General features: G+C 62.5%; 14 protein-coding genes and 1 pseudogene. 10 read left to right on the forward strand and 5 right to left on the reverse strand.

Features of this window, described 5'->3' with window-relative positions:
• Positions 1-148: 148 nt before the first annotated feature.
• Positions 149-1,417: a glycosyltransferase gene (locus NCR38_RS21835; RefSeq protein ID WP_250477584.1), complete on the reverse strand. Its 1,269-nt coding sequence runs from the start codon at positions 1,415-1,417 to the stop codon at positions 149-151.
• 262 nt (positions 1,418-1,679) lie between these two features.
• Between NCR38_RS21835 and NCR38_RS21840 the strand changes: the two genes are divergently transcribed.
• The 3 genes from NCR38_RS21840 to NCR38_RS21850 all read left to right on the forward strand — a co-directional run bounded on the left by NCR38_RS21840 (position 1,680) and on the right by NCR38_RS21850 (position 4,263).
• Complete coding sequence (locus tag NCR38_RS21840; RefSeq protein ID WP_086961192.1) at positions 1,680-3,068, forward strand: glycosyltransferase family 1 protein; 1,389 nt, start codon at positions 1,680-1,682, stop codon at positions 3,066-3,068.
• Positions 3,069-3,086: 18 nt separating this feature from the next.
• Complete coding sequence (locus tag NCR38_RS21845) at positions 3,087-3,713, forward strand: putative colanic acid biosynthesis acetyltransferase (RefSeq protein ID WP_143756354.1); 627 nt, start codon at positions 3,087-3,089, stop codon at positions 3,711-3,713.
• A gap of 253 nt (positions 3,714-3,966) precedes the next feature.
• Complete coding sequence (locus NCR38_RS21850; RefSeq protein ID WP_061119079.1) at positions 3,967-4,263, forward strand: hypothetical protein; 297 nt, start codon at positions 3,967-3,969, stop codon at positions 4,261-4,263.
• 182 nt (positions 4,264-4,445) lie between these two features.
• Here NCR38_RS21850 and NCR38_RS21855 read toward each other — a convergent pair whose 3' ends face one another.
• Entirely contained in the window at positions 4,446-4,862 is a 417-nt protein-coding gene (locus NCR38_RS21855) for a pilus assembly protein (protein ID WP_311765932.1), read from the reverse strand.
• Positions 4,863-5,085: 223 nt separating this feature from the next.
• Between NCR38_RS21855 and NCR38_RS21860 the strand changes: the two genes are divergently transcribed.
• Positions 5,086-6,252, forward strand: a complete 1,167-nt coding sequence (locus NCR38_RS21860) for a DUF4382 domain-containing protein (RefSeq protein WP_061118977.1) — start codon at positions 5,086-5,088, stop codon at positions 6,250-6,252.
• A 19-nt stretch (positions 6,253-6,271) separates the two neighbouring features.
• Positions 6,272-6,469, forward strand: coding sequence for a hypothetical protein (locus NCR38_RS21865; protein WP_061118976.1), 198 nt, complete (start codon positions 6,272-6,274; stop codon positions 6,467-6,469).
• A 183-nt stretch (positions 6,470-6,652) separates the two neighbouring features.
• Here the strand turns inward: NCR38_RS21865 and NCR38_RS21870 are convergent, their stop codons facing one another.
• The 3 genes and pseudogenes from NCR38_RS21870 to NCR38_RS21880 form a co-directional block, all read right to left on the reverse strand.
• Positions 6,653-7,630: a TadG family pilus assembly protein gene (locus NCR38_RS21870; RefSeq protein WP_250477586.1), complete on the reverse strand. Its 978-nt coding sequence runs from the start codon at positions 7,628-7,630 to the stop codon at positions 6,653-6,655.
• Positions 7,631-7,850: 220 nt separating this feature from the next.
• Positions 7,851-8,021 (reverse strand): annotated as a pseudogene (locus NCR38_RS21875) (epoxide hydrolase); the annotation flags it as partial.
• 88 nt (positions 8,022-8,109) lie between these two features.
• Entirely contained in the window at positions 8,110-9,060 is a 951-nt protein-coding gene (locus NCR38_RS21880) for a LysR substrate-binding domain-containing protein (protein ID WP_061118975.1), read from the reverse strand.
• 159 nt (positions 9,061-9,219) lie between these two features.
• On the opposite strand from NCR38_RS21880, the gene NCR38_RS21885 reads away from it, so the two are divergent.
• Genes NCR38_RS21885 through NCR38_RS21905 form a run of 5 tightly spaced genes read left to right on the forward strand, consistent with a single transcriptional unit; the run spans position 9,220 to position 14,222 of the window.
• Positions 9,220-10,287, forward strand: coding sequence for an ABC transporter substrate-binding protein (locus NCR38_RS21885; protein WP_061118974.1), 1,068 nt, complete (start codon positions 9,220-9,222; stop codon positions 10,285-10,287).
• 43 nt (positions 10,288-10,330) lie between these two features.
• Positions 10,331-11,419, forward strand: coding sequence for an ABC transporter ATP-binding protein (locus tag NCR38_RS21890; protein WP_250477587.1), 1,089 nt, complete (start codon positions 10,331-10,333; stop codon positions 11,417-11,419).
• A complete protein-coding gene (locus NCR38_RS21895) occupies positions 11,406-12,278 on the forward strand; it encodes an ABC transporter permease (RefSeq protein ID WP_061118972.1) in 873 nt (290 codons plus the stop codon). The genes NCR38_RS21890 and NCR38_RS21895 overlap by 14 nt, the downstream gene beginning before the upstream one ends.
• Positions 12,279-12,291: 13 nt before the next feature.
• The gene (locus NCR38_RS21900) at positions 12,292-13,089 is read left to right on the forward strand and encodes an ABC transporter permease (RefSeq protein ID WP_061118971.1); all 798 of its coding nucleotides are present in this window, start codon (positions 12,292-12,294) and stop codon (positions 13,087-13,089) included.
• Positions 13,086-14,222, forward strand: coding sequence for an FAD-binding oxidoreductase (locus NCR38_RS21905; RefSeq protein ID WP_061118970.1), 1,137 nt, complete (start codon positions 13,086-13,088; stop codon positions 14,220-14,222). The genes NCR38_RS21900 and NCR38_RS21905 overlap by 4 nt, the downstream gene beginning before the upstream one ends.
• Positions 14,223-14,229: the final 7 nt, after the last annotated feature.

Below are 14,229 nucleotides of genomic sequence, written 5' to 3' on the forward strand. Positions count from 1 at the left end.
ATGTGCCCCGGCGGGATTGTTCGACATGGACCGCTGCATGCGCAGCGGCATGTAAGCATGATTTCCGATGAATCGCCTTGAGACGCGACAAAGGCGCAGGCCCGATACGCCGTGTAGTCCGAGCATAGCGGCGAGCGCCCTTCGCCGGTCAGCCGGTGACGGAATCTGGCAAGGTGTTGACCGATTCGCGTCGCGGTCCGTATAGCAATGCGATATAGCTTTGCGCAACGTGGGAGATATGAAAGCGGCTATCGAAACACTGCTTCGCCGCCGCCCTCATCGTCGCCTTCGCCTCTTCTGGCAAGTTCGTCCATTTCAGAAAGAGCCGGGTTATGCCTCGCTGTGTGTCTTCGTCCGCGAATCCCGCGCCGTCGGCGACGACCTCCTGCCAGATGCCGACCTTGTCGGTCAGAAGCACCGGGACGCCACACGCGAGCGCTTCGGCCACCACGATGCCGAAATTCTCCTGATGCGAGGGCAAGACCAGGACGTCGGCTGCTCGCAACAAGGACCACTTGTCGTTACCCGTGACGAGATCGAGCCAGCTGATTCGCCCACCAAGCCCGAGCTGCTCCGCTTCGCGACGCAGCTTGGGAGCAAGGCCGTTATTGTCCGGCCCCGCAATGACGAGTTGATAATCGTCCCTCGCGTCCTTCAGATCGTGAAACGAGCGGATCAGCAGATCGCAGCCCTTCTTTTCATGGATGCGCCCGAGGAAAAGAATGACTTTCCTGCCTCCCCAATCCGCGCGGGTGCGCCATTTCCCCGGGTCCGAATTTGCTATCGAAGGCGCCGGCGCGGTTCCGTACGTCACCGTGAATTCCTTTGCCCGGTATAGCGGAAAAGATTTGCGCGCGAGTTTGCGCTCGCTATCGGCGGTGAACAGAACGCCTTGCGCATTGCTGAGAACGTGACGTTCCACCAACATCCAATAGAGAAGCTTCTTTGTGTACTTCAGCGGACGACCGACGTTAAACCACGGATCGAGCATGCCGTGCGGTATCACGTAATAAGGAACGCCCTGCGAGCGCAGTGCGATCATCGCCGCCGCGCTGTGAAACTGCCAGATGCCGTCCACGACGATCGCATCATATTGCCTGCCGTGCTGCATCAGCCACCGCACCAGACGAAAGCTGAATGAATACTTGCCTGCATGGTGTCCCAGACGGATGACACTGTCGAACGCCGCGTCATCGGACTTATCCGGATGCGCCGAAGAGTCGAGGCAGACGACATCCACGGCGTGCCCGCAACGCCGGATTTCGGCCGCGATTCTCTTGATGGCCTCGGCCGGCCCGCCAGACCGGGCCTCGATCGTCGGAATGATGTGGAGCGTTTTCAATGAAAATCCTCCGATGAACCATGACGCGTGCGCGAGCCGCGTGAACGCGCAAGACAGCTTCATGGCGGTTGCCACGGGGCGTCACGACCCGCGCTCGAATCGCAATCGTAGTGGCTCGTCTGACGCCGCCCGTTCACTTGGCGGAAATCATCAAGCTTTTGGCCGGCTGTCCGCGCGCGCAATGCATGATCCGATCGAGCCGCCACGCTCATCGTTCAGCCAACGTCTTGCCGAGTTCCGTCAGAACGAGCTGGTCCATATCACACGGGCTACCGTTGGACAAACGTGAAATCGCTGTCAGCGTCTACCTGTGCATCCTTTTCCGGGGGCTGAGAATATGCTGTTCAACAGAGTCGCTTCAAATCCCGAATACGACAGTAGTCTTGCAGAGCCGGGCCCCGCCCACCACGGCGCCGGCGAGCACGGGCAAGCGAACGACGTGGATCGCGTGGTTGACCGCTTTCGGGTTCGGCCGATCCGGATCGTGGTGCTTCTCGAGCAGGACAATTCGACGGGCGGAGGATTTCAGCAGGCAATAAACGCCGCGCTGCTGTTCAGGCGTCTGCCGCCTGAGCTCTGCGACGTAACCTTCGTCACGACGCGGCAATCGGCAATCGAGGAATTGCAGAGGAGCGGCCTCGACGCACATTACCTTCCGGTTCGAAAATGGCAACGCGCGCTCGCCCGCTTTGAGGTGCTGTGGCGGCAGCTCAGTGTGTCCCGCCCGCTCATGGGAAACCTCCACTCCAGCTGGCTGGACCGGTCGCTGCGGGATATGGGCGCCGATCTCGTCTATTTCACGTGCCCGTCCTATCTTGCGCTCGTGACCACGCAGTTCAGCTATCTCTTCACTGTCTGGGACCTTTCGCACCGGGACGACCCGGACTTTCCCGAGGTGCGTGCCAACGGCGAGTTCGAGCGTCGTGAACAGATCTATCAACATGCGTTAAAGAAGGCGACAGGCATCGTCGTCGATTCGCAGGCGGGGCGCGATAACGTGGTCCGGCGCTATGGCATCGATGAGGAACGCGTGCATGTGATTCCCTTCTGTCCCGCCGTCGGCACGATGCTATCGGAGGAAGAGTTGTCCCGGCCCGAGCGCTTCATCGACGTCAAACTCAAATATGACCTGGCCTGCGACTACATCTACTATCCCGCGCAGTTCTGGCCGCACAAGAACCACGTGTACATCTTGCGCGGACTCCGCCGTCTGGAAGACCGCTTCGGGATCAAGGCCGGTGCCATCTTCTCGGGACGCGACTTCGGCAATCTGGCTTACGTTCGTTCCGTCGCCTCGGACCTCGGGCTGACCGACAGGGTCCGCTTTGCCGGCTTCGTGCCCGACGGCGAAGTGCCCTGCCTCTATCGCCAGTCGATCGCCCTCGTCATGCCCACTTATTTCGGTCCGACGAACCTGCCGCCCTACGAGGCGTTTCAGCTCGGTGTCCCGGTTCTGTATTCCGATCTCGTGAACCTGCGCGACCAGGTCGGCGACGCGGGCCTTCTCGTCGACCTGCTGAGACCGGACACGATGGCCGACGCGCTTCGAAGACTCATCACGGATGTCGAACTGAGGAATACGCTCGTCGAGCGAGGCAAGCGGCGTATCGAATCACTCACGGACGAGCAGCGGCTCTCGACACTCAGAGGCGCACTGGAAGCATTCCAGGCACGGCGCATGTGCTGGGCGCCCTCCACGCAGACTTCTCGCAACCGCAATTCCTGAACCCAACGGGAACTCTAAATGGCCTCGGAACTCTTTCGCGACGAGCATGTGTCGCCGCCTGAAACTCCTCCGCACGACATCGAGCGCGATCGCGAACCTGGCGGCGTCATCGATCTGAGTCGCGCCGACCAGGGCAACTATGTAAAGGTCCGTTCGACGTTGATCGAGACGCTATGGTTCATCGCCGAAGCCACCATCATCAGTAACAAGCTCGTGCCGTTCTCGGCTCTGCGCGTGGCGTTGTTGCGGCTCTTTGGCGCGAAGATCGGCGTGGGTTGCCGGTTCCTGCACGCTGTGCATGTCAAAGCGCCCTGGAATCTCGTGGTCGGCGATCACTCCTGGTTCGGCGCCGATGCGTGGATCTATAACCAGGCGCCCATTCGGATCGGCTCGAATGTCTGCATCTCGCAAAGGACTTTCCTGACGACCGGCTCACATGAGATGAGCACGACGATGAACCTGCGCGTCGCGCCGATCGTCATCGAAGACGGCGTGTGGATCACGGCGAACTGCGTCGTGCAGATGGGCGTGACGATCGGCCGTTCCACCGTGGTCACGCCGCTGTCCGTCGTGCATCGTTCGCTCGCGCCTGAGGGCGTCTATGGTGGCAATCCATGCCGATTCATTCGCAAGCGCTTCGACTGAAGAAAGGCAGCCTCAGGGGTTCACTGCACGCCCCGCTCCGAAAATTGGGAGTATCAGCTTACCTTACTCAAGGTATCGAAAAGCGAATCAGCGGTTAGCAACTGCTTTACATAGGCAGCTTGATTACTACACTTGGTTGTTGTGGCGACGGCCGGTCTTGCCGTGTTCGTAGCCGCTACTGAGCAATGATGAGACGGAATGCATCGTTGTATGTTCTCGGGCGCCTTATCTTGCTGAATTGGAGGAACCAATCATGCAAACTGTTCTAAGACGATATTCCGGAAAGGGCGCGACAGAATTGTTTGATTTGCTCGAGAAGCATAACGCTGAGGTCGAAGAATGGATGGGTGGTGTCAAAGGCTTGGTCACATACACGCTCGTGCGCACCGGCGAGGGCGGATTTTCCGTGACTGTGTGTCGGGACAAGGCGGGTATTGATGAGAGCGTGCAAAAAGCGAAGGAGTGGATCGCGAAGAATGCGGGAAGCATTGGAGCGGCCGCGCCGGACGTGACGGAGGGTGCGGTCATTGCTCATTTGAACAAGTCTTAGTTCTGACGCTTACGACGCACGCGCCAGATGGCTGCATGGGCGTGCGTCGCTCATGGCGTCGAGAGAATCAACCGGTTTGAATCACTCATCGCCTTTATCGAGTCGTCTTGTTCGCCAGGCGCAGGAACATCGCTCTCATTCGTAAGTCATCACCGCTGTCGCATTGAGCACGACCGGACCTGTCAACGCCTGAACACTGATCCCAGCATCAAGCCCCGATAGGTATAAGAAATTCGAACCGTGAGTGTATTTCCCGGACTGGTCCCGCTTGCATTGTTCACGGTAACGCTTGGTGAATTGCCTGCGTTCCCGAAACTGAGAAGCTCATTGCAATTGGCGCTAGCGACCGCGGAAATCTGGGTCGCAGAGAGCGCAGGCACCGCCACCATCGTCCCGGCTCTGGCTGCCGCGCGCGCTGCGGCGGCAAGCGCTGCCTTGTCGTAAATCATCAAGCCGACATCGACGATGCCAACTAGCACCATGAGCAAAAACGGAAGCAGGATGGCGAATTCCAGCGCGACACTGCCCGCTTGTGTGGCAGACCGCCGTCCACCTCTCCGGATTTGCAAGTGACTGGAACGGTCCTCATTTCTTCGCATATTTTTTTTGATAACTTTGGCGCGCTCGACACAACGTTCTGGGAGCGTGAATGTATCGCGTAGAAAATTATGAAATGCTTAAGGATTGCGATCCAGCCAGCTGAAATGACCGCAGTACATGTTGTTTTAGAAGTTACAGTTTTAAAGCTCACGGTTACAATCGTCGGACGATTTCAAAGCTAAGCTTCCGCCCACCTCGAATAAAAAAACAAAGGGTGCGAAGATGACTAGAAAAATTTGGAAAGCGCTGGTTCTTGCAGCGCTGCTGCCTTTGGCGCTCGCGGCTTGCGGCGGAGGCGGGAGTGATGGCGCTTCTAGCACGCCGTCCGGCACGCTGCACGTCGCGATAACGGACGCGCCGTCTTGCGGTTTCGATCACGTCTACGTGACCGTTTCAAAGGTGCGCGTCAATGCGAGCGCACAGGCGGGCGACAACGACGCGGGTTGGACTACAGTCGCCTTGCCCGCGCCGCAGAAGATCGATCTGCTGTCATTGACCAACGGCGTGCTCGCCGATCTCGGCCAAAGCGCGCTGCCCGCCGGCGAATACCAGCAGGTTCGCCTGGTGCTCGCCTCGAACGCAGGCAACACGATTGCCAATTCCGTGGTGCCCTCCGGCGGCACCGAGCAGCCGCTCGATACCCCGAGCGCGACGCAGAGCGGCTACAAGATCATCCAGCCCTTCACTGTTCAACCAAACACGCTGGTCGACCTCGTGCTCGACTTCAACGCGTGCAAGTCGGTCGTCACGCGCGGCAACGGCTCCTACGCCCTCAAGCCGGTCGTGACAGCAACGCCGACGACCGTGAGCGGGCAAATCGCGGGTTATGTCGCGCGCGCGCAGGCAGGCGCCACCGTCTATGCCGAGCAGGGCGGGAAGGTCGTCAAGGGCACCCTCGCCGACAGCACCGGCAAATTCGTGCTGTCGCCGCTCATTCAAAGCTCCACACAAGGCAACTACGATGTAGTCATCGTCCAGAACAACGTGGCCACCGGTGTCATACGGTCCGTGCCGGTCGTCGTCAACACGAGCACGGCTGTGTCCACCTCTGACGCACCCATCGCGCTGCCTTCGTCGTCGATGAGTACGGTAAGCGGGAAGGTGACGCCGACCGCCGATGCCCTCGTCCGTGCGTTGCAGCCGGTCAATGCGGCCGCGTTCGAGATCGGCTCCATCAACGCGAATCTCGACACGGGCGTCTACGCGCTATCGTTGCCGGCCGCTGCGCCCATCGTCAGCACCTACTCTGCTGCGCTGCCTCTGAGCTTCGCCGCCGCACCGGCCGCAGCCGGCCAATACACGCTCGAGGCAGACGCCGCATCGGGCGCCACGCAATCGACGGGTGTCACCGCGACAACCGGTCAGGCCAACGTGAATTTCAACTTCTAACGCATCCAACGTGGCGGCGATGAACCGCCAGGCCCCCTTCAACCAGGAGAACATGATGAAGAGAGTCGCAGCCCTCGCTGCGCTGTTGATCGCCGCCGGCGTCACAAGCGCATGCGCCGTGTACGTTCCCGACCCCGCACCTGTTGCAGTCAAGCCGCAAGGCGGTGTCGGCAATGGCTTTTGCCCGCCCGGTCAAGGCAAGAAAGGCAACTGTTGAGCGATGACCGATCTGCGACTAGCTCGCAAAAAAAGCCCGCATGACAAAGAACAGCTCGCTCGGCTCGCGCCGATCGGGCTGTTTTCTTGCGTGGCGCGCTTCAGGGCCAACGATGCCGGTTTAGCTGGACCGGGACGTGGGACGCCCCAAGAATGGAACTCGGGCGCCGCCCATTGTGGGTTGTCAGCGCGCCAGCCGGGGCGGGACGTATGCGCCATAGTAAGGTCCGACCTGACCGGCAGACGCCGTGATCTTGTAGCCGGCGATGAAGTGGCCCTCGATGTACTTGCCGCTTCCGCCCGTCGCATTGTCAATGTGGAAAGCTGCGAAGGCGATGACGGGCTGACTCGACGTCGTGGCCTGTTCGACCACCGGCACCAGTACATCAATGTTGGATGGCACGTTGGCGTAGATGGAAGTCTTTACGCCCGGCTCGATCCAGATCGCATCCCCGATGCTCAGCCCGGTCGGATTGCCGCCGCTGATCAGTCCCCGCACCGTCGTGACATCGTTGTTATCGGTCTGGAACGAAGTCCACTGACCGGCTTCGCAGCCGCGGTAGGTCGCGCCATTGCCGATCTGGATTGTGAAGGGCTTGCCCGTAGCGGGATCGATTGCGGGCGTACCCGACTGGACGTTCCAGTACTGGCTGTAAATGCACTTGCCGATCGCGACTGGAAAATGCCCGCCGGGGGCGACATAGCCGGGTGCCGCCACGATGGCTACCGCCGTCGCGCTCGCCGGTCCACTGCCGACGCCGAATAGCTTGGCAAACCAGAAACCAATAGCGCCGCCGTTGAGTCCCGCGGCTCGGGACACGATAACCTGCACGGCGGGGGCGTCGTAGGCGCCCGGTGTGATGTTCGTCGCCTTGAGGCCGGATGACGCGTTTGCAAGATTCCAGAACCCGGTCTGCACCGATGCATTCTTTAGAGTGACGCCATCTGACGAATTCAGGCTCACCGCAGTCGCAGCCGATGCGCTGGCGGAACTCCAGTTCGGGGTCGAACCGCCGGCCAGCAGCGTGCCAGCGCCCGTCAGCGCGGACGCCTCGGCCGCTGTTTGCAGTTCGGTCCTTGCCAGAAAGACATGCCCCAGATCGACCGCGAAAGCACCGAAGGCGAGCGCTGCAATCAATGCGAAAGGCATGGTGATCGCCATCGCACCACGCTGACGCTCAAGAGATGAGGCAGTCACTCGGAGTCTGACAGCGGACATTTCCATGATGTGTCGTCGGCAGTAGAAGATGAGATCGGCGGTGCCTTGCAGACGTGCGATCGGTAAGGAACAACTACGACCGAAGTCGACGAAACTTTAGGATGGTCCGAAAATTTGCGAAGCTCGCGCCATGTCGTATCGCTCTTGCGTGGTCCTTGCAATATCAGCGATAGCGGCTAAAGCTCGCTCGGAGTTCCTGCGTGAAGGCTTGCGGCTGCTCCCACGCTGCGAAGTGACCGCCCTTTCGAAGGACGTTGTATCGAATCAGCTTCGGACAAGCCTTTTCCGTCCAGCTTTTCGAAGCGGCGTAGATCTCATCGGGTATGCGCGCGATCTCCGATGATCTGGCCGAGCTATCACGAGGTATGCGTGGCGCCGCTCGAAAGCTGCTCGATGGTTGGCGCACGCAGGCTCGTACGATGCTACGCCGGACGTTGACCGGATGCCCCCTTCACGCGCGTGCGCTTCGCCGGCGCGACGACATCAGCCAGCAACTCTTCATGCAGTCCGCGCAACACCTCGACGAATGCCGACGCCAGCCGCTCACGCGGCCTGTGCGGAGGAAACAGCAGATAGGTGGGAAAGCGCGTCGCCGGCAGAAACGGACGGATGGCGGTATCCGGTCCCCTGTAGTCGCGCGCGACGATCGGATGCGCGAGCGTCACGCCCATGCCGTGCCGCACCATCTCGCAGCACATCGCCGTGTACTGCGCCTCGATGGCGAGCACACGCTTCACGCCCGCGCGCTGAAACACTTCGTCCATCAATGCGCGCGTGCCGTCGCCGTGACACAGCGAGATGAACGACTCGCCTTCCAGATCCTCCGGCCTGATCACGCGCTTCGCCGCGAGCCGATGCGCCGCCGGCATCACGCACACCGCGGCGACGCTCGACAACTGTTCCACTTCGCAATCCGACGCCTCGCTCACGTACACGGCGACACCCAGATCGCAGAACTGCGAAGCCGTCCAGTGGTTGACCGTGCCCGACGTGTTGACGTGCAGCGACACCGTGACTTCCGGATACAGCTCGACGAAACGCTTGATGGCGTGCGGCACGAGCGTGATGCCCGCCGAAGGCATCGCCGCGATGCGCAGACGCCCGCTGCCGAGATTGCGGATCTGCGCGGCCGCATTGGCCAGTCCCTGCAAGCCGACGAATGCACGTTCGACCTCGCGGAAAAAAGCGGTGCCCTCGCTCGTCGGAATCAGCCGCACGCCGCTGCGCTGAAATAACTGCAAGCCCGTTTCGCGCTCGAGTTGCGAGATGAGACGGCTCACGTTGGGCTGCGACGTGAAGAGCGCCTTGGCCGCGGCGGTCATCGATCCCGACACCATGACGGCGCGAAACGCCTCGATGTGCTTGAGATTCATTGCGTGTTTTCCCTATTCTCGCTGTCCCCAGTCCATATCAACCAGGTATGGGTTTGTATTTTATTCGTATTGGACGATATGAATCGCCCGCGCGACACTGCTTTCATCGACGGGCCCTCAGCCCGCGCCCCACGTACCGGAACACTGGAGATCATCGTCATGAGAAGCACGCTGCATCGCCGTCTGTCCTGCCTGTCCCGCACCGCTTTCGCCGGACTGTCGATTACCGGCGCGCTCGCCGTGCCGCTTCTGGCCCACGCTGAAACCACCCTCTATGTCGCCAATGTCGGCGGCTCGAACGAGCAGCTTTATCGGCAGAAGATCATTCCGCCGTTCGAGAAGGCGCACAACGTCAAGATCGTCTACGTCGCGGGCAATTCGAGCGACACGCTCGCCAAGCTGCAGGCGCAGAAGGGCCATCAGCAGATCAATGTCGCCGTGATGGACGACGGCCCCATGTATCAGGCGATGCAGATGAACCTGTGCGCGAAGCTCGACGATGCGCCCATCATGAAAGACGTCTATCCGCTCGCGAAGCTCGGGGAGACGTCGGTGGGCGTGGGCATGGTAGCGACCGGCATCGGCTACAACGAGGAAGCGTTCAAGAAAGCCGGGCTGCCGCCGCCCGATTCGTGGAAGGCGCTCACCGACAAGCGCATCAAGGGCAAGCTCGGCGTGCCGCCGATCACCAATACCTACGGCCTGCATACGCTCGTGATGCTGGCGCGCCTCTCCGGCGGCGGCGAGAAGAACATCGATCCGGGCTTCACCGAGATGACGAAGCAGGTTGCGCCCAACGTGCTCTCCTGGGCGCCGACGCCCGGCGAGATGGACGGCCAGATGCAGTCCGGCGACGTCATCCTCGCGCCCTACGGCAGCGGCCGCGCCGTCGCATTGCAGAACACCGGCTTTCCGCTCAAGTTCATCTACCCGAAGGAAGGCGCGGTCGCGTTGCAGGTGGCGGCGTGCGTCGTGGCGGAGAATGCGCAGCCGCAGTTGTCGCAACAGTTCGTGCAGTACCTGCTCACGCCTGAAGTGCAGACCTTGCAGGCGCAGAACATCGGCCTCGGTCCCGTCAACAAGACGGTGAAGCTCACACCCGATGTCGCCGCCCGCGTGCCGTACGGTCCCGACCAGATCAGCAAGCTCACCGCGATGGACTGGGCCACGATCAACCAGCATCGCACCGAATGGACCGAGCGCTGGAATCGTTCGGTCGAGCGCTGATTCGCGGCCCGGCATCCGTTGACGTGACGAAGGAGCAAGGCGCATGGCCTTTCTGACTCTGCAAGGCATTTCGAAACGCTACGGCGATTTCACGGCGATCGAACGGCTCGATCTTTCGGTCGAGCGCGGCGAGCTGTTGTCGCTGCTCGGCCCGTCCGGCTGCGGCAAGACCACCACGCTGCAAATGGTCGCGGGCTTCGTCACGCCGACCACCGGCCGCATCCTGCTCGATGGCCGCGACATCACGAACGAGCGCCCGGAAAAGCGCGGCATCGGCGTGGTGTTTCAGAGCTACGCGCTCTTCCCGCATATGACGGTGGCGGGCAACGTCGGCTTCGGGCTGGAGATGCGCAAGGTGAAGCGCAAGGAACGCGGAGAGCGCGTCGAGGAAGCGCTCGCGCTCGTGCGCCTGAAGGGGCTCGGGCATCGCTTTCCGAAGGAACTGTCGGGCGGCCAGCGCCAGCGCGTCGCGATCGCGCGCGCCATCGCGATGCAGCCCGAGCTGCTGCTGCTCGACGAACCGATGTCCAACCTCGACGCCAAGTTGCGCGAGGAAATGCATATCGAACTGCGCGCCATCCAGAAGCGCCTCGGCATCACGACGATCCTCGTCACGCACGATCAGGTGGAAGCCATGACCATGAGCGACCGCATCGCGGTGATGCATCGCGGGGCCATTGCACAGCTTTCCACACCTTACGACGCCTACGAGCGCCCCGCCACGCAGTTCACCTCGACCTTCCTCGGCCGCACCAACGCGTTCGCCGGCGAAGTGTTGCAGCGCAATCCGCGCTGCGCGATCGTCGATGTCGCCGGCACGACGCTGCACGTGCCGCACGAAGGCCGTCACGTCGATGGCGCCGTGAACGTCTATATCCGCCCGGAGAAGGTCCACCTTGCGAACGGCAATGGGGCGAACGCCCGCGTGCGCGGCCGCATCGCGACGCGTGTTTTCGTCGGCAATCAATGGCTGCTCGAAGTCGAAACCGGGCTCGGCAAGCTGCGTGTCGCACAGCCGAATCATGGCGCGCCGCCGCCCGAGGAAGGCGACGAAGTGGGCCTCGACTGGACCGATGACGATCTGCGCGTGCTCACGCAGGATATCCGGGAGAACGCGAATGGCCACGCTTGACGACGCCCGTCCCGGCGCCGCGCCGTGGCTGTTGTCGGGGCCCGCGCTGCTGCTGTTCATCGGCTTGTTGCTGGTGCCGCTGCTGCTCACGCTGCTGCTGTCGTTTCGCGTGTTCAGCGACACGGCCGGCGTGTTGCCGAGCTTCACGCTCGGAAACTACTGGGAAGTGGTGAGCGACCCGTACTACGGCACCATCTTCCTGCGCACCGCCGGCCTCGCCTTCGCGGTCACGCTGTTGTCCATCGTGCTGGGCGTGCCGGAAACCATCGTGCTCGCGCGCATGAAGCGGCCGTGGCAATCGCTGTGTCTGTTGATCGTGCTCGGCCCGCTGCTCATTTCGGTGGTCGTGCGCACGCTCGGCTGGCAGATCCTGCTCGGTAACAACGGCGTCCTGAACAACGTGCTGCAGGCGCTACACATCACGGACGAGCCGGTGCGCCTCGTCTTCACGATGACCGGGGTCATCATCGCGCTGACACACGTGCTCGTGCCCTTCATGGTGATGTCGGTCTGGGCGACGATGCAAAAGCTCGACCCGCAAATGGAATGGGCCGGCCGCTCGCTCGGCGGCTCGCCGCTCGCGGTGTTTCGCCGCGTGATCCTGCCGCAGATCATGCCGGGCGTGCTCTCGGGGTCGATCATCGTATTCGCGCTGTCGGCTTCCGCGTTCGCGACACCGGCGCTGATCGGCGGACGACGCTTGAAAGTGGTCGCGACCGCCGCCTACGACGAATTCCTCGGCACGCTCAACTGGCCGCTCGGCGCGAGCATCGCGGTGTTGCTGCTGATTGCGAACGTCGCGATCGTGATGGGCTGCAGCCGCCTCGCGGAACGCCGCTTCCGGCACATTTTCGATTGAGCGGAGAACGAACATGAAAGAAAACGGCTGGCTCGGGCTCACTTTCAACGCCTGCTTCCTGACCTTCATTCTCGCGCCGCTGGTCGTGGTGATGCTCGTGGCTTTCACCGACAAGGGCTTCATTTCGATGCCCTTCGACGGCGCGTCGCTGCGCTGGTTCCGCGCGATCGTCGAGAACGGCGACATCGTCTCTGCGTTCTGGCTGTCGGTCCGTCTTGCCTTCGCCGCGGCCACCATCGGCGTGCTGCTCGCGGTGCCCGCCGCGCTCGCCATCGCGCGCTACCGCTTTCCCGGCCGCGCCGCGCTCACGAGCTTCTTCCTTTCGCCGATGATGATTCCGGCCGTCGTGCTCGGCATCGCGTTTTTGCGCTTCCTGTCGCTGCTGCATCTGTCCGGCTCGTTCTGGTCGCTCGTCGCGGCGCACGTGATCATCGTGCTGCCGTATGCGCTGCGGCTCGCGCTGTCGTCGGCAGTCGGCCTCGATCGCGATGCCGAGCGCGCGGCGCTCTCGTGCGGCGCGAGCCGCTTCACCGCGTTTCGCCGCGTCGTCCTGCCGATGATCCGCACCGGCGTCGCGGGCGGATGGGTGCTGTCGTTCATCCAGAGCTTCGACGAGCTGACGATGACGATCTTCGTCGCGACGCCCGGCACCACCACCTTGCCCGTCGCCATGTACAACCAGATCGCGCAGACGATCGATCCGCTGGTCGCATCGGTGTCGGCGGTGCTGATCGTCGGCACCGTGTTGCTGATGATGCTGCTCGACCGCATGGTCGGGCTGGATCGCATTCTGATCGGAGAAGCCCGATGACCCTTTCAAGTTCCGCCAGCCCCGACGTGCTCGTGCTCGGCGGCGGCCTCGTCGGCTCGGCCGTCGCTTACGGACTCGCCCGCGAAGGCGCGCGCGTGACGGTGCTCGACGAGGACGACGGCGGCTTTCGCGCTTCGCGCGGCAATTTCGGCCTCGTGTGGATTCAGGGCAAAGGCTACGGCCTCTCGCCTTACGCGCGCTGGTCGCGCTCGTCGGCCGTGCGCTGGCCCGGTTTCGCCGATGCGTTGCTCGCGGAAACGGGCATCGACGTGGCCTTGCGTCAGCCGGGCGGCTTTCACTTCTGCTTCAACGAAGCGGAACTCGCCGATCGCGAGAAACGCCTTTCGACGCTCAATGCCGAGCTTGGCGACTACCCGTATCAGATGCTCGACGCCGCCGAAGTGCGCGAGCGGATTGCGCAGGTCGGGCCGGCCGTGATCGGCGCGAGCTATACGCCGATGGACGGTCACGTGAATCCGCTCAAGCTGCTGCGCGGCCTGCATGCCGCGATGCAGACACGCGGCGTGCGGCTCGTTCCGGGCGAGCGCGCGGAGCGCATCGTGCCGGACGCGAACGGCTTCACGGTCCACGCGAGGCGCGGGACATATCGCGCGGCCCGCGTGGTGCTGGCCGCCGGCCTCGGCAATCGCGCGCTCGCGCCGTTCGTCGGGCTGAATGCGCCCGTCGCGCCCAATCGCGGCCAGGTGCTGGTGACCGAGCGCGTCGCGCCGTTTCTCCACTATCCGACCCTCAACGTGCGCCAGACCGACGAAGGCAGCGTGCAGTTCGGCGATTCGATGGAAGAAGTCGGCCTCAACGATTTCACGACGACGCACGTGCTCTCCGACATCGCCCGGCGCGGCGTGCGTGCCTTCCCGATGCTGAAGGACGTGCGCCTCGTGCGCATGTGGGCCGCGCTGCGCGTCTACAGCCCCGACGGTTTTCCGATCTACGACCGCTCGCAGACGCATCCGGGTGCGTTCGTCGTCACCTGCCACAGCGGCGTGACGCTCGCGGCCGCGCATGCGCTGCGCGTGGCGCCGTGGATTTCGGGCGCGCCGATGCCCGACGAACTGCCCAGCTTCTCCGCGCGCCGCTTTGAAAACGCCGCGGAACTGACTCCCGCTCACTGAATTCGCC

Source organism: Caballeronia sp. INML1 (genome assembly GCF_023631085.1).
GTDB classification, from domain to species: Bacteria; Pseudomonadota; Gammaproteobacteria; order Burkholderiales; family Burkholderiaceae; genus Caballeronia; species Caballeronia turbans.

What these genes read in the sequence shown, in the direction of transcription:
- NCR38_RS21840 (WP_086961192.1), top strand. Translation starts at nt 1,680, where the DNA reads ATGCTGTTCAACAGAGTCGCTTCAAATCCCGAATACGACAGTAGTCTT.
- NCR38_RS21845 (WP_143756354.1), top strand. Translation starts at nt 3,087, where the DNA reads ATGGCCTCGGAACTCTTTCGCGACGAGCATGTGTCGCCGCCTGAAACT.
- NCR38_RS21850 (WP_061119079.1), top strand. Translation starts at nt 3,967, where the DNA reads ATGCAAACTGTTCTAAGACGATATTCCGGAAAGGGCGCGACAGAATTG.
- NCR38_RS21855 (WP_311765932.1), bottom strand. Translation starts at nt 4,862, where the DNA reads ATGCGAAGAAATGAGGACCGTTCCAGTCACTTGCAAATCCGGAGAGGT.
- NCR38_RS21860 (WP_061118977.1), top strand. Translation starts at nt 5,086, where the DNA reads ATGACTAGAAAAATTTGGAAAGCGCTGGTTCTTGCAGCGCTGCTGCCT.
- NCR38_RS21865 (WP_061118976.1), top strand. Translation starts at nt 6,272, where the DNA reads ATGAACCGCCAGGCCCCCTTCAACCAGGAGAACATGATGAAGAGAGTC.
- NCR38_RS21870 (WP_250477586.1), bottom strand. Translation starts at nt 7,630, where the DNA reads ATGGCGATCACCATGCCTTTCGCATTGATTGCAGCGCTCGCCTTCGGT.
- NCR38_RS21880 (WP_061118975.1), bottom strand. Translation starts at nt 9,060, where the DNA reads ATGAATCTCAAGCACATCGAGGCGTTTCGCGCCGTCATGGTGTCGGGA.
- NCR38_RS21885 (WP_061118974.1), top strand. Translation starts at nt 9,220, where the DNA reads ATGAGAAGCACGCTGCATCGCCGTCTGTCCTGCCTGTCCCGCACCGCT.
- NCR38_RS21890 (WP_250477587.1), top strand. Translation starts at nt 10,331, where the DNA reads ATGGCCTTTCTGACTCTGCAAGGCATTTCGAAACGCTACGGCGATTTC.
- NCR38_RS21895 (WP_061118972.1), top strand. Translation starts at nt 11,406, where the DNA reads ATGGCCACGCTTGACGACGCCCGTCCCGGCGCCGCGCCGTGGCTGTTG.
- NCR38_RS21900 (WP_061118971.1), top strand. Translation starts at nt 12,292, where the DNA reads ATGAAAGAAAACGGCTGGCTCGGGCTCACTTTCAACGCCTGCTTCCTG.
- NCR38_RS21905 (WP_061118970.1), top strand. Translation starts at nt 13,086, where the DNA reads ATGACCCTTTCAAGTTCCGCCAGCCCCGACGTGCTCGTGCTCGGCGGC.